We start from the raw sequence: 18,681 nt of genomic DNA on the forward strand, positions 1-18,681 counted from the left end.
CCCAGTCCGCTGTCGACACATCTCCCGGACCATGGATCGAAACGACGACGGCCGACAGCCACTCCGGCGGACGCGATCACCGGCGGTTCGTGAAGTGCCGTGGTCCGACGGCGCGCCCTATCGCCGGACCACGGCGACTACGGGCGGTTCCACAAGGAGCGTGACATCGACAGCCACCACTTCATGCGCGCCACCGCCTTGGCAGCTACCGCATGATGACGCCCGTATTCGCCGGAGCACCACGCCCCGCCACGCACTGATCCTGCCGGCGGGTGTGCCCGCCGCGTTGCCGGCTCGCCGCCGGGGAGCGGTGGACGGACAAGCAGTTGCGCCGACGCGCCGACCACCTGTGGCGGCTCCTCGGGCGTGCCTCGCTCAAACCCACGCCGCCGGGCCGGCTCGGGCACGTCGGGCGACCGTGACCTGTTCCACCCCCCGCCGTCGAGGCAACGCCACAACCCACCGCGCTCCACGGCGATCGCCGTCACCCGCCGGTCGGTCACAGCCGGCGGAACGCCGCGACCTGGATGAGTCCGCTGTCCAGCACGTGGCGGTGCCACGGCATCGTGCGCAAGACACGCGTGCGCCCCTGGTACCTGATGCGGATCTCGCCGCCGTCGGCGGGCGCCTGGACCACGACATGGCGCAGCATCGAGTCTTTCCACACCATGTCGATGGTGACGCCGCCGCGTGCCAGCAGGCCGCTCACCAAGCCCTCCGGCCACTGGCGTGGCAGCGCCGGCAGGACCTCGACGTCGCCCGTGTGGCTTTGCAGCAGCATCTCCGCGATCGCCGCCGTGAGCTCGATGTTCACCCGGCCGCCGTGCAACGCCGGCGGCAGGCCGGCGATCACCTCGGCGAGGGCGGCGTGGGCGCGCTCGCCGTCACCCGATCTCGCCCACGCGGTGACCGGAGAGGCACCGGACACGGATCGGTCTTCCCCGGTCGGGACCGCGCTCTCCGGTGTCGCGCTCCGCAGTCCTGCTGGGACAAGGCATGATTCGGCCGTGCCTGACCGGACATCGTGCAGGGCCGAGGGCCTGGGTGGGATCGGCAACCGTTTCAGGTGGTCGCGCACCCGCGTGATGACGGGACCGCTCGCGCCGAGGATCTTGCTCGCCTCGACCACCTGCGTGAAGACCTGCCGGAGCAGGGCGCCGACCCGGTGGTCGGCCGGCCCGTGACGCTCGTCGAGCCACGCGCAGCCGAGTTCGGCGGTGCGCACGACGACAGGCCATACCACCGTGCCGAGCCGATGCCTGTTCGGCCGGAAAGCGTTGTGCTCCCACAGGTAGGTGCTCAGCCGCGCATCGGCCACCAGCCGATCGAGCCAGGTGCCATCGCGGCGCGCGGCACCCTCGGGAGTGTCGCCGAACCGCTCCACGAAACGCACTAGCGACTCGTGGTACTCCGGCAGCGCTGTGTGCGATGACGAGCCCAGCCACGTCCTGTCCACGGCCTTGGTGACGGACACGTGCCGACCGAGGTGGAACAGTTTCGCGACCAGCGTCGGAGGGACGTCGCCCGCCGAGACCCGGGCGAGGAACTGGTCGACCGTCAGCCGCGCGGCACGCCCGAATCGCAGCCGGATGTCCTCGAACTCCAGGCGGCGCGCGCGCAGCGCGGCGGCGCGGAACCTCTTCCAGCCCCGGCCCGCGACCTTGTCGACCACCGCGCGTGCCTGCCGCACGCACCGATCGGGATCACGGTCGGGCTCCGCGAGCGGTCCCCGGTCGCCAGTGCGGAACGCGAGGTACACGCACACCGAGTGATCTCCTTCGTCGTGGAGCGCGATCGCCATCGCGTAGGGCGTGCCGTCCGCGCCCACGCCCGCCAGTTCGGTGCCTCCTCCGGTCAGCCACGCGGTCGCCCGCGCGCCGCCTTCCGCCCACACCCGAATGCCGATGACGCCGCTCCGCCCGTCGCACACCACTTCCCGGCGCACCGGCGTGCGACCGATCCGGTAATCCACCGTGTGGATGCCCGAGCGCAAGTCCAGTTGCCTGCCGTAGTCCTCGACCGGCCCGCCGTGCGGCGCGTGCACGGCCACGGTCAGGTCGCCAAGCGGCTCAACCTGCGTGTCCATATTGGACAGCTCAAGCCGTTCCTCTTCCACCGCGCCGAAGCACAGCGCGCTGACTCGGCCGGTGCCTACCGGTAGCGCTTCGCCGGCGGCGCGTGCCGGCGTGTCGAACCACATCAGGTACTCACCTCTAGTGCGCAACGGCCACCACTTCCCCTCCCGCCGGGAACGCGCGACCCTGCGACGCACGGAACAGGCACTGGCTGTTTTTGCGCCCGTGCCGTTCAAATTCCGTGCTGCTGCGCGAACTCTTCACGAAGGTCGGCGGCCGGACCTCACGCCGAGTCGACGGGCCGGCACCGGGAACGGCCGCGGCCGTGCACTCCGCGTCGTCGTGCGGACGGTGCCCGCTGTGTGCCGCACTGCCCCGAAACATCTGTGCCGACACCGCGTAGGTGACGACGATTCGCTGGAGACAGCAGTCGAGCACGCCGCCGCCCCTTGGCGCCACGCCGCATGCGACCAGATCTCCGGCGACGCGGTATCGAAGCCCAGCGCTGCCGACGTTCAGGGCGTTGAGTTCGGTCAGCGCCTGTTGGGCGGTGTGCTCGTCGGGGTGGGCCACGGAGATCGTGTCGGTCACCGGTTCTCTTCTCCGCGTCACGAAATGGGGATTGCCGTCAGCGAACGGACGGGCCTTTTCTGTTCGGCGGATGGGTTGACCCCGTTTCCATCCTGACGCCGAAAGACCCGTCCGCCCGTCAGGCCTTACCAGCCGTCACCAACGTCACGAGCCGCAACAGTTGGTTGCACCGCAACGTGATGCGGGCCCCAGTAGTACGCTGTCCCTTCCTTACCAGGTGCTCCGTTCGGCCAGGCTCACGTTGTTGCGGTCGATGCACTGGTTTCGCGCGTCGGTCAGCGCGATGGCATAGGCCGAGCCCTCGTACGTCGACCAACCCCGACCCGTCACCAGTTCACCGCGGGCAAGCGCTGTGCCGGTCTGCGAACTCGTCCGGCGACGCCCATCTGGCCGGCGATTCGGCCATGTCGGTTCCTGCCTTCCGCTGTCGATCAGGACTGCTTGACGTAGTCGGGCACAACGCGGGGCGGCCAACTGCCTGCATCGAGGATCCCCCTCGAAAACGCGCGGGAGACGAGCGTCGCACGGTTGACCGCACCGAGCTTGCGCAGCATCGTTCCCACGTGGTACTCGACTCCCTGTCTGCTCAGGTACAGCCGGCAGGCCATGCCGGCAGTCGACTCACCGACTGCGATCGCTTCGAGGATTCGGGCGTCGAGGTCGCTCAGGATCCGTTGGGGGGCGTCCGCAGCGCAGGCGGATGACACGGTCACCACCAACCCGCGCCGCACAGCCACCGCGACCACCTCGACGGCGGACGGCGCGCGGTCGACGCGGACGATCTCGGCGCTGTACGTGAACCCGCCACGCCGCTGGGCGAGCAGGCGCGCGCACCGTCCGCGCAATGCCGGCCGCACCTCGCCGCGGAAGAGATCCACGAAATCGCGCCCGGTCAAGTCCTCGGCAGCAATCCCCAAAAGCGCCGCGAATTCGTTGCTAGCACTGCGCAACACAAGTCGTGCGTCCACCAGACCGGCATTCATCTCGGAAAGATTGAAACACCTCCCGGACTCGACATCATGACGCTCGCGCAACAAGGACAGACCGGCCACCGAGGTCACCTCAGATCCTCCCTGAAACATGACAACGCGAACCCCTAAAGGCTTGAAACCAATACAGCCCCACACCGCGTCGACAGCTTTCGGTGCGGATGATATTGAGCCCGAGAGCCGCGGGCAACGTCATCCACCAGATACTGTGGGTGGCCGTTCCGCGGAGGGTTCGGTCGCGCCCGTGGCAGCCGACGGCGTTGTGCGGTTCGGTCCGAGCGGTGGAGAAGCCGCCGGTGCGCGATCAATGCGACCGACGAGCGCCATGGGACCAGCACGGGTTGCGCCACCCCGAGCGGTCCAGTCGGTCGCCGCACTCCAAGAGCAGGAACGCCGCGCCCGCGAGGTCACCGCACAGCACCGCGTGCGCCCCCGGAGGGGGAGACGTCGACCGCGAGCACCAGGCGACCACCGGCGGCACGCGGCAACGACATCCCCGCCAACGCGTCACGCAACCGGTCGGTGTCGACCCGGCCGTTGTTGACCACGTCGTAGAGACCGCCGTGCCCGCGCCGATGCTCCGGCGCCAGTGACAGGCCGACCAGGGTCCGCACCGGTCCGTCGGCGCACAGAGTCGGCGCACAGAACGGCGTCGGCCAGTTCGAACAACCCGTCCGCACGACGGGTCAGGCAACGGTGGCACTCCCGCCGGAACCCGGACAACTCCCCGAGTGCGCGGTCCACACCGGGCACGGTGACGACACGACCATCGGTGCGGAAGCGCCGGGCGTGCACGGCTTGCCCTAAAGGGCGTACGGCCGGGCGGAGATCAAGACGCCATTCTGTTGGGACTCGCTCGACGAGTGGCGCGAGTTCGCCATGACCAAGTTCCCGCGCCATTGCGCTGCTCGGCTCAGCTACCTCAACGACATCGTCGAGAAGGTGCGCGCTGCCCTCCAGGAACGGCTTGAGGAAGCCGAACGGGGACACCTGCCGGACGAGGCGGAGCAGTCTGTGGGTATCGAGGGACGGGACTGCCGCAGGCTGGTGTTGGGCCTCGGGTTGTAGGTGGTCGCGGGCTTGGTGGGGTCGGTGTCGGTTGTAGTGGGTCTCGTAGGTCTTGAGGATCTGTCGTGCGTGGGCTTCTCCCGTGAGGGTGTGGTCGAGGAGTTCGCGTCGGATGGTGCCGATGACTCGTTCACAGTGGGCGTTCATGCGAGGTGCCTGCGGAGCGCTGGTGACCACGCGTAGGTCGTCGGCTTGGAAGACGGTGTCGAACGTCTGGCCGTACTTGCCGTCGCGGTCGCGGAGCAGGAAGCGCAGGGACGCCGTCCGGTGTCCGAGGTCGGAGGCAAGGTTTCTGGCCTGCTGCGCTGTCCAGGCCTGTGTGGGGTGGGCGGTGACGCCGGTGATGTGCAGGCGCCTGGTTCCGTGTTCGAGGAACGCCAGCGCGTAGAGGCGTGTGCCGAGCACGGTGTCGAGGTGGAGGAAGTCCGTCGCGATAATGCCCTGGGCCTGGGCGGTGAGGAACTCCCGCCAGGTCGGGCCGGCGCGGCGGGGCGCTGGGTCGATGCCCGCGGAGTGCAGGATCTGCCAGACCGTCGAGGCGGCGATGCGATGGCCGAGGCGGGCCAGTTCGCCCTGGATCCGGCGGTGACCCCATCGCGGGTTCTCCCTGGCGAGCCGCAGCACGGGCGACTTGGTCGCTGCTCGAGTCGGTGGGCGTCCGGTACGTCGACGCGTGGAGTAGTCCCACTTGCGGGCCACGAGTTTGCGGTGCCAGGCGAGCAGGGTGCCCGGCGTGACAGGGAAGACCTCCCGCCAACGCCGACGATCCACCGGTCCAGCGAGGGCGGCGAACCAGAACCGATCCGCGGGCTCGTAGCGGACCGGACCCGCGAGTTGCCGGCGGAGTACCGCGTTCTCGTGCCGCAGCACGAGCAGCTCGACGGCCTTCGCCGCCTCGTTGCGCAGCAGCACCGACGGGGCGGACAGCAACTTCCGGGTGATCTTGTACAGGAGGGACACGATCACCCGGACATGCTCTCAAGCGGCATCTGCGCTGCTCTACCAGCGACGATGACTTTTCGAGCGGCACAGGCGGGTCGCGCGGGCTGTCGTCAACCCGCGAGGGCGGTGACGGTGCGGGACGGGCTGGGACGACCGAGCTTCTCGGCGAGCCAGACACTGGTGTCGACCATCTTCCGCAGATCGACGCCGGTGTCGATGCCGAGGCCGTGCAACTGCCAGAGCAGGTCTTCGGTGGCGAGGTTCCCCGTGGCACTGCCCGCGTAGGGGCAGCCGCCCAGGCCGCCGGCGCTGGCGTCGATCGTGGTGACGCCGCGGCAGAGTGCGGCGAAGGTGTTGGCCAGGGCTTGGCCGTAGGTGTCGTGGAAGTGCACGGCGATCGAGTCGACCGGGATTCCCGCTGCGATCAGGGCGTCGAGCACGGCGACGACCCGGCCCGGTGTCGCGACCCCGATGGTGTCGCCGAGGCTGAGTTCGGTGCAGCCCAGCGCCATCATCCGGGTGGCGACGTCGAGCACCCGCGAGACGGGAACGTCGCCCTCCCAGGGATCGCCGAAGCACATCGACAGGTAGCCGCGCACCCGCACGTCCGCCTCGCGAGCTCGGGCCACCACCGGCGCGAACATCTCCAGCGACTCGTCCACCGTGCGGTTGAGGTTCCGCTTGGCGAAGGTCTCGGTAACGCTGCCGAACACCGCGATGTCGCGCACGCCCAGACCGAGAGCACGATCCAGGCCCCGCTCGTTGGGCACGAGCACCGGATATCGCACCCGGGGTGCCGGGGTGATCGCTGCGAGCAGGTCTTCGGCGTCGGCCAACTGCGGCACCCACTCCGGGTGCACGAAGCTGGTCGTCTCGACGAGGGTGTGCCCGGCGTCGACCAGCCGCGCGACGAACTCGGCCTTGACCTCGACCGGGAGTACAGCCGACTCGTTCTGCAACCCGTCGCGCGGTCCGACCTCGCAGATCGTCACCCGGGAGGGCAGCAGGAGCCCGCCGAGCGGAGTGCTGTCGAAGTCCATGTCAGGCGTTCCTGATCGCGGCGGCTTCGCCCAGGTCGAGGATCTGGACGGACTTGGCACGCATCTCGACCTTGCGGACCTTGCCGGTGACGGTCATCGGGAACTCGTCGACGACCAGGACGTAGCGCGGGATCTTGTAGTGCGCGAGCTTCCCGGCGGCGAAGGCCTTGAGGTTCTCGGCCGTCATCTCGTCGGCCCCGTCGCGCAGCTTGACCCAGGCGCAGAGCTCCTCGCCGTACTTGACGTCCGGGACGCCGACGACCTGGGCGTCAAGGATGTCGGGGTGGGTGTAGAGGAACTCCTCGATCTCCCGGGGGTAGATGTTCTCCCCACCCCGGATGACCATGTCCTTGATCCGGCCGGTGATGTTGACGTACCCCTCGTCGCCCATCACCGCCAGGTCGCCGGTGTGCATCCACCGCGCGGCGTCGATCGCCTCGGCGGTCTTCTCCGGCTCGTTCCAGTACCCGAGCATCACCGAGTACCCGCGGGTGCACAGCTCCCCCGGCGTGCCGCGCGGCACGGTCAGCCCCGTGTCCGGGTCGACCAGCTTGATCTCCAGGTGCGGGTGCACCCGCCCGACGGTCGAGACGCGCAGTTCGAGGGAGTCGTCGGCGCGCGTCTGGGTGGAGACGGGGCTGGTCTCGGTCATGCCGTAGCAGATCGTGACCTCCTCCATGCCCATCCGGGACACGACCTGCTTCATCACCTCCACCGGGCACGGCGACCCGGCCATGATCCCCGTTCGCAGGCTCGACAGGTCGTAGGACTCGAAGTCCGGGTGGTTGAGCTCGGCGATGAACATCGTCGGCACCCCGTACAGCGAGGTGCACCGCTCCTGCGCCACCGCCTCCAGGGTCGCCTTCGGGTCGAAGCCCTCCGCCGGGATGACCATGGTGCAGCCGTGGGAGGTGCAGGCCAGGTTGCCCATCACCATGCCGAAGCAGTGGTAGAACGGCACCGGGATGCACACCCGGTCCTCCGGTGTGTAGCCGCAGATGGCGCCGACGAAGTAGCCGTTGTTGAGGATGTTGTGGTGCGACAGGGTCGCGCCCTTCGGGAAGCCCGTCGTCCCGGAGGTGTACTGGATGTTGATCGGGTCGTCCGGCGACAGCGCGGCCTGCGCCTGCGCCAGCCGCGCCGCGTCCCCGCCCCGACCGGTCTCCAGCAACCCGTCCCAATCACCCGACCCGATCAGCACCACCGAGCGCAGCTGCGAGCAGTTCCCGCGGACCTCCTCGATCATCGCGGCGTAGTTCGACGTCTTGAACTCCCGTGCCGACACCAGCAGCGAGATCCCGGCCTGCTCGAGCACGTACTCCAGCTCGTGCGTCCGGTAGCTCGGGTTGATGTTGACCAGGATCGCGCCGATCTTCGCCGTCGCGTACTGCAACAGCGTCCACTCGGCCACGTTCGGCGCCCAGATACCAACCCGGTCACCCTTGTCCACGCCGGCGTCGAGCAAGCCCAGGGCAAGGACGTCGACGTCGGCGCGCAACTGCCCGTAGGTCCACCGCCGGCCCGTCGCGACTTCCACCAGGGCTTCACGTTCCGGGTCCGCGGCGACCGTGCGGTCGAAGTTGTCCCCGATGGTGTCTCCGAGCAACGGCACGTCGCAAGGGCCGGAGGCGTAGGACGGCCTCACCGGCGCTGCAAGGGTGCGGTGGCTACTGGTCACGTCAGCTCCTCACGGCATCGATGCCGCTGAACGGTTGTCGAGAACGGTTACGGACAGGGCCGAGAACGGCGCCACTCACGCTAGTGACCGCTCGTAGGGGCCGGGATCACCGGGAGCACGATGCGGGAGGGCCGGGTCGCATCGTGTGCGATCTCCTGTCGGGCCGGCTGCGAGCGCGTTCCCCTGTCGATGGGCTCGCCGGTGTTCAAGTTCCGGTCCCACCGCGGGAAGTTGCTGGACGTGACGTGCATCCGGATGCGGTGACCGGCACGGAACACGTGGCTGGTGGACCAGAGATCGACGACGTGCTCGGTGAACTCGCCCGGCGACGCCACCGCGCGCACGATCCCGTCGACGATGTTGCGTGAGACGCCGGCGGTGTCGACGTCGCAGAGCCGGACGACCCAGTCGGTCGTCGGCACGTCGGTCGCCGCGTGGATGAAGGCCTGGACGCGCCCGGTGACCTCCACGTCCTCGGTCAGCGGCTCGGTGCTGTAGACCAGCACGTCCGGTCGTGCTTCGACCGCTGCCTGGTTGAGCGGGCCGGGCGGGAACTCGTTCGACATCAGCAAGGCGCCACCGGTGGTCGGCACCGGGTCGGCGGGGTCGTAGGTGTACGTGTCGGTTCCTTCCTCGGCCTCCGGGGCATCGAAGGCGAGCCGGTCACCCGCGCGCAGGAACAGGTCCGTGTCGACCGCACGGGTGAGAGGCCACTCCTGCTCCTCTCGCCACTGGTTGATGCCCATGGTGAACAGCAGGACCGGCGGCAACCCCGGCCGCGGCGGATCCGCGACGGCGGTGTCCGCGGCGTCCGGCGTGAACCACCGGCTGAACCAGCCGAGTTCGAGGTCGGCGAGCCTGCCGCGAAAGCCCAGCAGCTCCGCGCTCGCGGCCATCCCGAAGTTGACCTCGCCGAGGTATCCCATTTGGCCGGTGTGGGACCACGGTCCCATGACCAGCGTCGCCGGGCGGCCGGCCGCCCGCATCGCGGTGAAGTTGTCGAGCGTGCCCTGGCAGAAGATGTCGTACCAGCCCCCGGTGTGCAAGCTCGGCAGGTCAACCTCCGATTGCCGGCCGGCGACCCGGCAGGACGCGCTCCACTCCGGCTCGCGTCGCGACCGCTCGAAGCCGAGTTCCGGGATGCCGTGCCGCTCGAAGGCGGGGTGGCGACCGGCGGGCAGCTCCCAGTACGTGGTGTCCGCGACCGCGTCGAGGTCACCGACCAGCGCCATGAGCGACTGCCCCAGGGCCGTCGGATCGCCGGCGTGCCGGCGCAGCAGGGTGTCGGTCCCCTGCATGAGCGACCACGGCACCGTGATGCCCAGCTCGCTCGCCCCACCGCGGGCGAAGAGCCCGTCGTCCGGCTCCGACCAGGTGACCATCGGCGCGATCGCCTTCAACTCCGGCGGCTTCGCGAGCGCGGCCATCCACTGGGTGTTGCCGAAGTAGCTGGCCCCGAACATCCCGACGGACCCGTTCGACCCTGGGAGCGCGGCGGCCCAGCGGACCGTGTCGTAGCCGTCGTCCATCTCGAACGTCCACGGCTCCCACTCGCCGTCCGAGGCGAACCGGCCCCTCGTGTCCTGGACGACGACGATGAACCCGCGCCGCGCCTTGCCGACCGGATCCATCAGACCGGCGAGCATCGGCATGTTCTTGCCGTAGGGCAGCCGGGTCAGCAGCACTGGCCACGGGCCGCCCGTCGTGGGCCGGTACACATCGGCCCGCAGCACGACGCCGTCACGCATCGTAGCCGGCACGTCGTGTTCGATCGTCACGTCAAGCACTGGTGGCCTCGTTCCTCACACCGATGGGAGCGACCGGACCCTGGCAGACTGGCGACACCTCGCGGCACACCCGAACGGGTGTACCGGCGCAAGGGCAGATGCGCTGTCGTCAGCCGGGACGACGAGGAGGTACCGGTGGACGACGTGGTTTCGCCCGGAGGCGTCCTGCGCCACGCGGCGGCGCTGACCACACGGGCGTTGCGACCGGGACGCGCCGTGTCGCTGTACGCGCAGAACCGGCCACTCCAGGGCGCGGTGCAGAGCCACCGAGCCAAGTTCCCACGGCCGGTCCGGTCCGTGGACGACCTCCCGAAGACGTCCACGGGCAAAGTCATGCGACGCGAGCTGATCAAACGGTTCACGTCGTGACAGGTGCCGGCAAGGGCGTGTTTGATGTGGCCGTGTTTGATGTGGCCGTGTTTGATGAGGAAGTGCGAGCGCACCCACTCCTCCCCCTCGGGGAACAGCACGCGGACCTGCTCGCGGCGCTGGACCGCGGCGAGGCGCTGCGCCGCGCCTTGGCCCTGCTCGCCGACAGCTCGGAGGTGGCCTGGACGGCTCGGCCCGACGCGACCGGCGTGCTGACGCTCGAACAGGTCATCGGCGACCGAACCGGAGTGCTCCGCGCGCTCCGGGTGCCGCCCGACACGGGCCTGACCGGCAAGGTGTACCGGGCAGGGCGAGTCGAGTGGGTCGACGACTACTTCGGCAGTCAGGAGATCACGCACGAATTCGACCGGCACATCGCCGCCGAGGAGGTGCGGCGGGTGCTGGCGGTCCCGCTGCTCCGGGACGGGGAATCGCTCGGCGTCATCGCCCTCGGCCCGCGTGACGACGGAACGTTCGGCGACCGCGATGTCGAGCGCGTCTTGGCGATCGCGGCGCAGGCGGCACTGGCGGTCTCGGTCGCCGAACGCGCCCGGCTGAGCCGGGAGATCGCGGTGCACGAGGAGCGGCAGCGGCTCGCGGTCGAACTGCACGACAGCGTCGGTGCGCTGCTGTTCGCCATCGGGTCCGGAGTGGCCGATCTCGCCGAGTCCGCACGGACCGATCCCGAGCTGCGTGCGCGGCTCGACCGGCTCCAGGGGCAGGCCGCGGACGCGACCACCGCTCTGCGCGAGTCGCTGCGCACGCTGCGCTCGTCGCCCGCCGCGCTCGCGCTCGGCGTCGCCCTGCGCGCCGACTGCGCGGCCTTCTCCGATCGCACCGGACTGCCCGCGGAGCTCGTCATCCTGGACGGGGATCCGCCCGAGCTCCCGCCGTCCCGGTCGGAAGCACTCCTGACCGCGGTCCGTGAGGCGCTGTTGAACGTCGAAAAACACGCCCGCGCCGGCGCCGTCACGGTGTCGGTGCAGCGAAGCGCCACCTGGCTGAGCATCGCCGTGCACGACGACGGCGTGGGGCTGCGCCCGGACCACGCGCCGGGGCTCGGCCTCACCAGCACGGCGGAAGCACTCGCCCGGCTGGGCGGTTCCGTCCGCGTCGTGTCCGATCCGGACGGTGGCACGATCTGGCGGGCCCGCCTGCCGTGCTGAGCCGCCCGCAGACCCGAATCGTGATCGTGGACGACCACCCGGTCGTCCACGACGGCGTCGCGGCCCAGCTGCAGCGGTACCCGGACATGCACGTCGTCGGCCACGCCGGCACCGGCGCCGACGCCGTCACGGTCTGCGCCGACGAACAGCCCGACGTCGTGCTGCTCGACCTCCGCCTGCCCGACTGCCTCGCCGCCGATGTCGTGCCCCGGGTGCACCGGGTCAGCCCGGACAGTCGCGTCCTGCTGTTCACCGCGTTCCCCGAACACGCCGCCGTCGCACCGACGCTCGCCGCCGGTGCCTGCGGGATCCTGGTGAAACACGCCGGCGGCACAGCCCTCCACGACGCGATCCGCAGCGTCGCCCGCACCGGCTCCTTCCACGCCGGCACACCCGCCTCGTCCGCCGCGCCGGTCACCGCCCGCGAGTACGACGTGCTCCGACTGGTCGCGGCCGGGCACACCAACCCGGAGATCGGCGCCGAGCTGCACCTGTCGATCAACACGGTCAAGACCTACCTGCGCTCCGTGATGCACAAGCTCGCCGCCCGCAACCGGGCCCAGCTGATCGCCAACGCCCGCGGACAAGGCCTGCTCTGAGCGGAGTTCCGCGCCTGTCCGGTGCCGGGCACCGTCCTGCGATGGCATCGGCGCCTGGTGGTGTGCCGCTCGAAAAGTCATCGGTGCAGGTCATGCGGTATGTCTGTACTCATTGATGAGTCCGCCCGGGATCCGGGTGCGCAGCAGTCTGCGAGTGTCGAGGTCGTGCACTGGGGCAGGGTCCTCTCGAGCCTCGGGTGGTAGCTGGTCGCGGGCCTGGCGGGGCCGGTGCCGGTTGTAGTGGGCTTCGTAGGTCTTGAGGACTTGTCGTGCGTGGCTCTCGCCCGTGATCAGGATGTGGTCGAGGACTTCGCGTCGGATGGTGCCGATGACTCGTTCGCAGTGGGTGTTCATCCGGGGTGCCTGCGGTGCACTGGTGATCACGCGCAGGTCGTCGGCCTGGAAGACGGCGTCGAACGCCGCCGCCGGGGGTGAGCCTGCCGCGCACCGCCCAGACCCAGTTCGACGCAGGCCCCCGTGTCCCGGCCGGGCAGCCGCTGCTGCCGGGCGACCTCGTCTTCTACGGCACACCGGGCAATATCCACCACGTCAGCCTCTACGTCGGCGGCGGGCTCATGATCAACGCGCCGACGTTCGGCCAACCAGTGCAGATCGACAACTACCGGTACAACGGTGACGACTACGCAGGGGCGACCCGTCCGGCGGGCTCTATTGCGGTGATCGTTCCGCGTACAGATGACCGTCTCCGTGGGCAGATGACCATCTGATTAGGTGCTGTGGAAAGTTCTGGTTCGAGTCGTCCCAGGAAGAGGCGGTCTGACGAGTTGAACTCCCATGCCGATTTGCGGGCGTTGCGGGATGGCGTGGTTGTCCACAAAATGATGGATTCAGGTACCCGTGAACCCTGAAGGGCACCCATGACCACGCTCGAAACCGACCAGTCGAACGATGTGGGACCCGCACCAAGCCACCTGCGCAACTGGACACCGCAAGTCGAACCCGCGTCCTGACCATGGGCTGATCGCTGTTCTGAGAGCAGCCGACCACCATGCGCTTGCCGTCGAACTTCGCATCGATCGCATGGATCGACGAAGAGGCCGGCACGGCGGCATACCACTCGGTGCGACCTATCCGACACCACGGCACCCACGCAGGCCGCACAGCTCAGGCGGGACTTCCTCGCGGCGGCTGACTCACTCTCGGTCACTCCTTTTTAGCCGAGGAGAAGCTTCCCCGTCTGCTCGGCCTGCCCGTCGGTGTACAGACCCTGGGCCGCCTTCCGCAGCTCCTGCCAGGTGATCCTGCCGTCTCCATCGGTGTCGATCTGATCGAAGGCGGCGCGCGCCTTACCGGTGTCGCGGCCGATGGCCTGGTGCATCCGGACGAATTCATCGGGGGAGAGTTGACCGTCACCGTCGGTGTCGAGGGCTTCGAATGCAGCGTGGGTGACTCCCATAGGGCCGTCGAGCTGATCAGGACCGTCCTTCAGGATGCCGGCGCGGATCGCGTTGAAGAACTCCTGGCGGGTCACGCGGCCGTCCGAGTCGGCATCGATCGCCTTGAGGACCTGCTCGCTCCAGGCGGCATACGCCTTGCGGATGGCCTGGTGGTGCCGGGACGACGAGTCGGGCGCCACCGTCGCGCACATCTTGTCAGCCTGAGCCTGGAAATCCGATGCCTCGATAACACCGTCACCGTCGGCGTCGAAAATGTCGAACATTGTGTTAACATTGGCTTCACTAACATCGGCATCCATGAGCAAACCCTTTCCTGGGACAAGTCGCCGATCTTCATTGGTCACACGAGAACCAACGCCACGCAATGCCGTGAGTCACCAAAAAGCGCAACGCCGGCATCGTGATATCCATTTTCCTCCCGAAAACTTTAGCACGGCGCACCTAAACCACAATCACTCAACACGGTACACAATCCCGACATCAAGTCACCCAATCGGGTTTTTCGACCAAGCTCTCGTGCCGCTGATCGGTCACACCACCCAGGCAAGCAAGTGATCAAGCAGTACGGACACCAGCCGCTTCCAGAGCGATCAAGTCGCACGGAAACGCCAGGGCATGCGTTCACATTTGCTCATGTTCGCGCGGAACGTACATGCGGCATGAACGGTTCGGGTTCGCCCATGCCCGCGCCGATCTTCGCGGCGAAAGGGTGCCCGTGGTGGTCGCCGGCCAGCTCGAAGAGGGTGTTCATCACCTCGCGGCTGGTGGTGCGGTCCGTGTCGGTCTCGACCGACAGGCCCTCGACCAGGATCTCCAGGACGCGCTACCGGGGTAGCACGGCGATGCGTGTGCGGACCTGCGCGCCCCACACGACCAGGAAGTCCACCGGGGATTCAGGTTCGGGCATGGCGAGGTCCCTCGGACAGCGGTGGCGGGTTACCGCTCTTGCGGGGCGCGCAGTTCGGCGCGCAGGTCATCCAGAACGCGGCCGTCGGCGGTCCGCTGCCACGCGCTCCAGCCGTGGTGGTGTGTGCCGCCGACTGCGGTCGCGGCGGCCGAGGGGGTGGCGAAGACCCGTTCGCCGGTGAGCAGGAGGGTGCCGTCCGTGCGGATGCGGGCGGTGTGTCGGACTTGGCCCGCGCGGCGGTCCCACACCAGCTCGTCGCCGACCTCCAGGAGCCTGGCGGTGAGCAGGTCGCTCACGACGGTGCCCGCCCACCGCAACGGCGAGGAGCCCGGCCGTTCGGAGGCCGGCACCATGTCGCGGCTGAGGGTCTCGACGGCGGCGTCGCGTGGCGAGTGAACGCGAGGCGCCGTTCCGAGCTGTGCGCACCGCGGGCCCGGCACCGCCGACCGCCCCACGGCGCGAGCGCGGGAAAGTCGCGCATTCGTCAACCCCCTTTGTTCCCAATGGTTTATCGATCGGTTGACGTGTATGGACGCTTCATGCGGACCGAGATGTCAATGCCGGTGCATGATGCGCGAACGAAGTGGACCGGTTTGCACCAACGACACAGGCGAATCGGTGTCCGTCCACACAAGAAAAGTGTCTTTTTTGATGTACCGCTTGACTCCATGCGCCGAAGGAAGCGTCCATAGTCGTACGGCCCGACAAACCACCGGATGCGCACCGGGTGAGGTTGTCCCCGAAGACCGGACACCGGGTTTTATGCCGCGAGGGCGAGGCCTTGACGATAGCCGACGCGGACTTCGTGTGGAGTGCGGTAGTCGAGTGTCGAATGTAGACGGTCGTGGTTGTAGTAGCTGAGGTAGGCGAACACGTCTCGTCGGGCATCGTCGCGGGTGTCCCAGACGGTGGTGCCGATCTCGGTTTTGAGGGTGGCGAAGAACGACTCGGCGACCGCACTATCGAAGCACGACCCGGTCCGCCCCACCGACGGGCGCATGCCGTGCCCGGCAAGTGTGGACCGGAACCGCCCAGAGGTGTATTGGGCGGATTCCAGCGGTCGTCGCAACACAGGTGATCAACTGGCTTCGGCCAGGAGCCTAGCCAAACGCTCGGCGGGGGTGTCCCAGCCGAGCGTTTGCGTGGGCGGCGGTTGAGTTGGGCGGCGACGGCGGCGAGGTCCTCGGGGCTGTGGACGGCGAGGTCGGTGCCTTTGGGGAAGTACTGGCGGAGCAGGCCGTTGGTGTTCTCGTTGGAGCCGCGTTGCCAGGGCGAGTGCGGGTCGCAGAAGTAGACCGGGATGTCGGTGGCGAGGGTGAACTCGTGGTGGCGGCTCATCTCGGAGCCCTGGTCCCAGGTCAGGGACCGGGTCAGGTGGGCGGGCAGGGTGGTGACGGTGGTGATCAGCGCGTCGCGGACCGCTTCGGCGGTGCGGTCGTGTCCCAGGTGCACGAGCATCACGTAGCGGGTGGTGCGTTCCACGAGGGTGCCGATGGCGGATTGCTGGTCGGCGCCGATGATGAGGTCGCCTTCCCAGTGGCCGGGGACGGCGCGGTCGTCGACCTGCGCCGGGCGGTCGCCGATCATGATCATCGGGGCGGTGAAGCGTGGCCGGCGTTGGTCGGCGGTGCGGCGGGGTTTGCGCACGGTGCGTCCGGTGCGCAGGGCGCGGGCCAGTTCGCGGCGCAGCTCGCCGCGGCCCTGGACGTAGAGGGCCTGGTAGATGGTCTCGTGGGACACGTGCAGCTCCGGCCGGTCGGGGTGGTCGTGGCGCAGCCGGTGGCGGATCTGCTCGGGGCTGCACCGGTCGTCGAGCATGTCCTGTACCAGCGTCCGCAGCTCGGGGTTCGCCGCGATCTTGCCGGATCTGGGCCGGGGGCGGCGGGCGTCGGCGCGGGCCTACGCCCGGTAGGGCCGGTACCCGCCGCCGGCGGGGTCGCCGTTGCGGCGCAGTTCCCGGCTGATCGTGGACGGATCGCGCCCGAGTTCCCTGGCGATGGCCCGCACCCCGACCCCGGCCCGGTCCAGGTCCGCGATCGTCAGCCGATCGTCCTGGGACAGGAACCGGGGCGACACCGGCGGTCGGGCGAGGTCCGCCCGCGCGGGAGGGGCGGGCGACCGGTTGGGCTCCCGCTCCGCCCCACCCGCGCGGCCGTGCCGCCACCGGTGCCCGGTCCTGCGGTCGACCCCCACGATCCGGCATGCCTCGGCCGTGCCCACACCCTGCGCCACAAGATCAAGACAAGCCAGGCGCTCGGCGAGCAACTTCCTACGGCCCTGAGGCGACCGGTCCCCACGGATCTCGAACACCACAACAACCCCTGAACAAGTCAGGTGTTGCGACGACCGCTGGAATCCACCGTGCCGTCATCGCCACGGGTGTTGCCGCTGATCGCCTCACCCACTTGCCCGGTGACGAGCACCGTGCGGCTTCCGGACGCGGAGATACGCATCAGCTCCGGTCCATGGGTGCGCTGGCACACCGCGCAACTGCCGAGCAAGGACAGGGTCATCGAGCCGTCGGGGTTGACGGTGATGTTCTCGGGGATCTCGCCGGCGGCGTAGTCGAACGTCGCCGCGGTCCGTACGTCGGTGACAACGGACCCGCGATACGAGTGCCCCGTCCCTGCGGACGCGGACGTCGCCGACCCCAGGACGGCCGCCGTCGCGGTGACCACCAGCGCGATTCCGACGTTCTTCCTCAGCAAACGCCTTGCGCTCGATGCACTGCGCCGGGCCGTTTGCCGGCTTTGCTTCTGCATGACTCTCCCCTGAACCCGTCGTGTGCGTCCGTTCAGCCGCCGTTGAGTGCTTCGTCCAGTGCGGTGGTTCGGGCCTGGAGGAAGGCCTGGGAGAGGGCGGTTTTCGCTTCGACGGAGTCGAAGGCGTGGTAGGCGCCGGGCACTACGCGCAAGGCGCAGGCGACGCCGGCCTGCTGCAGTCGCCGGGCGTATGTGACGTCCTCGTCGTGGAACAGGTCGTTGGTGCCGACGCCGATCCATGCGGGCGGCAGGCCGGAAAGGTCGCCGTAGCGGGCCGGCGCGGCCAGCGGGGACACGTCGCCGTCCGCGGTGGCGGGGCCGAGGTAGGCGCGCCAGCCGAACCGGTTGCTTTTCTGGCTCCACATGCGTAGCCGCCGCGGGTCGATGTCGGTTCGGGTGGTGGTCCGGTCGTCCAGCATCGGGTAGGACAGCAATTGCAGGACCGGGCGGATCTCGCCGCGACGGTCCCTGCTCGGCCAACAGGCCAATGGCTGCCCGCGCAAGCCACTCCGGGACGTCATCGGCCCTCGCCCGCCGTGGCACGTCTCTCACGCCTTCACATGGATCGACAACTGACGACGATCCTCCTACCGCACGCACGCCAACAACGCGCGTGCCGGAACGATCAGTTCGACCGGTGACTCACAGCGTCGGGCGCCGATGCGTCATCCGTAAACTTCCATCATGGAACGGACGAGCTTTCAAGGCATGAACTGCCCGATCGCGCTGGCGCTGGAGCGGGTCGGCGAGTGGTGGAGCATCCTCATCCTGCGGGACGCGACACACGGCATCACCCGGTTCGACGGGTTCCAGAAGAGCCTGGGCATCTCACCGAACTCGCTGGCCCGCCGACTCGGCACCCTCGTCCATGCCGGTCTCCTCGAGCGACGCCGCTACAGCGAACGCCCTCCGCGGGACGAGTACGTCCTCACCGAGGCCGGGCACGCATTCCGCCCGGTGCTCGTCGCCCTGTACGCCTTCGGCATCAGCCACTTCCCGCCGGAGGAGCCGAACGTCCGTCTGGTGGACAAGGAGTCGGGCACCGATGTCGATCCGCTGCTGATCGACCGCTTGACCGGCCACCCCCTCGACGAGGAGCACGCCACGTTCCTACCGGGACCGTCTGCGGACGACCTGCTCCGAGCAGCACTCGAACGGAGGAACGGGGCCTCGTGAGCGACTGGTGACTTCCATAACGATAGCTAGTTACTTGCGTGATGGTAGTAGCTCTCCTAGTGTTGGCGCTTGAGTCCACAAGCGAGTGTGAGCACCTCCTTCCCGGGATCGGTC

General features: G+C 68.8%; 18 protein-coding genes and 2 pseudogenes. 5 read left to right on the top strand and 15 right to left on the bottom strand.

Translation table 11 applies throughout. The annotated features are described in order from the left end of the window. Positions 1–499 precede the first annotated feature (499 nt). The 8 genes from FM051_RS44395 to FM051_RS44430 form a co-directional block, all read right to left on the bottom strand. Positions 500–2,200 (bottom strand): glycoside hydrolase N-terminal domain-containing protein, encoded by a 1,701-nt coding sequence (locus FM051_RS44395; RefSeq protein ID WP_158853137.1) that lies wholly within the window; start codon positions 2,198–2,200, stop codon positions 500–502. Between the two features lie 13 nt (positions 2,201–2,213). After that, positions 2,214–2,666 (bottom strand): hypothetical protein, encoded by a 453-nt coding sequence (locus FM051_RS44400; RefSeq protein WP_158853117.1) that lies wholly within the window; start codon positions 2,664–2,666, stop codon positions 2,214–2,216. 431 nt (positions 2,667–3,097) lie between these two features. Beyond that, a complete protein-coding gene (locus FM051_RS51065; protein ID WP_202919366.1) occupies positions 3,098–3,727 on the bottom strand; it encodes a helix-turn-helix transcriptional regulator in 630 nt (209 codons plus the stop codon). 335 nt (positions 3,728–4,062) lie between these two features. Then, positions 4,063–4,251 carry a transposase gene (locus FM051_RS52590; RefSeq protein WP_238413117.1) on the bottom strand — a complete coding sequence of 63 codons (189 nt, stop codon included), beginning with the start codon at positions 4,249–4,251 and terminating at the stop codon, positions 4,063–4,065. Beyond that, entirely contained in the window at positions 4,163–5,689 is a 1,527-nt protein-coding gene (locus FM051_RS52595) for an integrase core domain-containing protein (protein ID WP_238413109.1), read from the bottom strand. The genes FM051_RS52590 and FM051_RS52595 overlap by 89 nt, the downstream gene beginning before the upstream one ends. Before the next feature lie 86 nt (positions 5,690–5,775). Continuing rightward, positions 5,776–6,705 carry a hydroxymethylglutaryl-CoA lyase gene (locus FM051_RS44420; protein ID WP_158853118.1) on the bottom strand — a complete coding sequence of 310 codons (930 nt, stop codon included), beginning with the start codon at positions 6,703–6,705 and terminating at the stop codon, positions 5,776–5,778. A gap of 1 nt (position 6,706) precedes the next feature. Then, on the bottom strand, positions 6,707–8,350 hold the full coding sequence (locus FM051_RS44425; protein WP_158853139.1) for an AMP-binding protein: 1,644 nt from the start codon (positions 8,348–8,350) through the stop codon (positions 6,707–6,709). 113 nt (positions 8,351–8,463) lie between these two features. Then, entirely contained in the window at positions 8,464–10,161 is a 1,698-nt protein-coding gene (locus FM051_RS44430; RefSeq protein WP_238413111.1) for a CocE/NonD family hydrolase, read from the bottom strand. A 144-nt stretch (positions 10,162–10,305) separates the two neighbouring features. On the opposite strand from FM051_RS44430, the gene FM051_RS44435 reads away from it, so the two are divergent. The 3 genes from FM051_RS44435 to FM051_RS44445 all read left to right on the top strand — a co-directional run bounded on the left by FM051_RS44435 (position 10,306) and on the right by FM051_RS44445 (position 12,304). Beyond that, positions 10,306–10,539: a hypothetical protein gene (locus FM051_RS44435; RefSeq protein WP_158853120.1), complete on the top strand. Its 234-nt coding sequence runs from the start codon at positions 10,306–10,308 to the stop codon at positions 10,537–10,539. 62 nt (positions 10,540–10,601) lie between these two features. Beyond that, positions 10,602–11,705, top strand: a complete 1,104-nt coding sequence (locus tag FM051_RS44440) for a GAF domain-containing sensor histidine kinase (protein ID WP_238413112.1) — start codon at positions 10,602–10,604, stop codon at positions 11,703–11,705. A 20-nt stretch (positions 11,706–11,725) separates the two neighbouring features. Next, positions 11,726–12,304 (top strand): response regulator transcription factor, encoded by a 579-nt coding sequence (locus tag FM051_RS44445; protein WP_238413113.1) that lies wholly within the window; start codon positions 11,726–11,728, stop codon positions 12,302–12,304. Positions 12,305–12,394: 90 nt separating this feature from the next. On the opposite strand, the gene FM051_RS44450 is transcribed toward FM051_RS44445, so the two are convergent. Then, positions 12,395–12,835, bottom strand: a complete 441-nt coding sequence (locus FM051_RS44450; RefSeq protein WP_338019531.1) for an integrase core domain-containing protein — start codon at positions 12,833–12,835, stop codon at positions 12,395–12,397. Between FM051_RS44450 and FM051_RS44455 the strand changes: the two are divergent. Then, positions 12,733–13,032 (top strand): annotated as a pseudogene (locus FM051_RS44455) (C40 family peptidase); the annotation flags it as partial. The gene FM051_RS44450 and the pseudogene FM051_RS44455 overlap by 103 nt on opposite strands. Positions 13,033–13,478: 446 nt before the next feature. Here the strand turns inward: FM051_RS44455 and FM051_RS44460 are convergent. The 6 genes and pseudogenes from FM051_RS44460 to FM051_RS44490 form a co-directional block, all read right to left on the bottom strand. Beyond that, a complete protein-coding gene (locus tag FM051_RS44460; RefSeq protein WP_158853124.1) occupies positions 13,479–14,021 on the bottom strand; it encodes an EF-hand domain-containing protein in 543 nt (180 codons plus the stop codon). 637 nt (positions 14,022–14,658) lie between these two features. Continuing rightward, positions 14,659–14,982, bottom strand: a complete 324-nt coding sequence (locus tag FM051_RS44470) for a restriction system modified-DNA reader domain-containing protein (RefSeq protein WP_158853125.1) — start codon at positions 14,980–14,982, stop codon at positions 14,659–14,661. Positions 14,983–15,389: 407 nt separating this feature from the next. Then, a complete protein-coding gene (locus tag FM051_RS44475) occupies positions 15,390–15,629 on the bottom strand; it encodes an integrase core domain-containing protein (RefSeq protein WP_158853140.1) in 240 nt (79 codons plus the stop codon). 78 nt (positions 15,630–15,707) lie between these two features. Beyond that, positions 15,708–16,879: pseudogene (locus FM051_RS44480) on the bottom strand (IS30 family transposase). A gap of 80 nt (positions 16,880–16,959) precedes the next feature. Beyond that, positions 16,960–17,391 (bottom strand): hypothetical protein, encoded by a 432-nt coding sequence (locus tag FM051_RS44485; protein ID WP_158853126.1) that lies wholly within the window; start codon positions 17,389–17,391, stop codon positions 16,960–16,962. 32 nt (positions 17,392–17,423) lie between these two features. Beyond that, the gene (locus FM051_RS44490; protein ID WP_158853127.1) at positions 17,424–17,912 is read right to left on the bottom strand and encodes an alpha/beta hydrolase fold domain-containing protein; all 489 of its coding nucleotides are present in this window, start codon (positions 17,910–17,912) and stop codon (positions 17,424–17,426) included. Between the two features lie 163 nt (positions 17,913–18,075). On the opposite strand from FM051_RS44490, the gene FM051_RS44495 reads away from it, so the two are divergent. Next, entirely contained in the window at positions 18,076–18,567 is a 492-nt protein-coding gene (locus FM051_RS44495) for a winged helix-turn-helix transcriptional regulator (RefSeq protein WP_158853128.1), read from the top strand. Positions 18,568–18,681 lie beyond the last annotated feature (114 nt).

This window comes from Saccharothrix deserti (assembly GCF_009769385.1).
Taxonomy (GTDB): Bacteria; Actinomycetota; Actinomycetes; order Mycobacteriales; family Pseudonocardiaceae; genus Actinosynnema; species Actinosynnema deserti.

Coding starts and splice junctions, on each gene's coding strand:
- FM051_RS44395 (WP_158853137.1), bottom strand. CDS start 2,200: ATGTGGTTCGACACGCCGGCACGCGCCGCCGGCGAAGCGCTACCGGTA.
- FM051_RS44420 (WP_158853118.1), bottom strand. CDS start 6,705: ATGGACTTCGACAGCACTCCGCTCGGCGGGCTCCTGCTGCCCTCCCGG.
- FM051_RS44460 (WP_158853124.1), bottom strand. CDS start 14,021: ATGGATGCCGATGTTAGTGAAGCCAATGTTAACACAATGTTCGACATT.
- FM051_RS44470 (WP_158853125.1), bottom strand. CDS start 14,982: ATGGTGCCGGCCTCCGAACGGCCGGGCTCCTCGCCGTTGCGGTGGGCG.
- FM051_RS44475 (WP_158853140.1), bottom strand. CDS start 15,629: ATGCGCCCGTCGGTGGGGCGGACCGGGTCGTGCTTCGATAGTGCGGTC.
- FM051_RS44485 (WP_158853126.1), bottom strand. CDS start 17,391: ATGCAGAAGCAAAGCCGGCAAACGGCCCGGCGCAGTGCATCGAGCGCA.
- FM051_RS44490 (WP_158853127.1), bottom strand. CDS start 17,912: ATGACGTCCCGGAGTGGCTTGCGCGGGCAGCCATTGGCCTGTTGGCCG.
- FM051_RS44495 (WP_158853128.1), top strand. CDS start 18,076: ATGGAACGGACGAGCTTTCAAGGCATGAACTGCCCGATCGCGCTGGCG.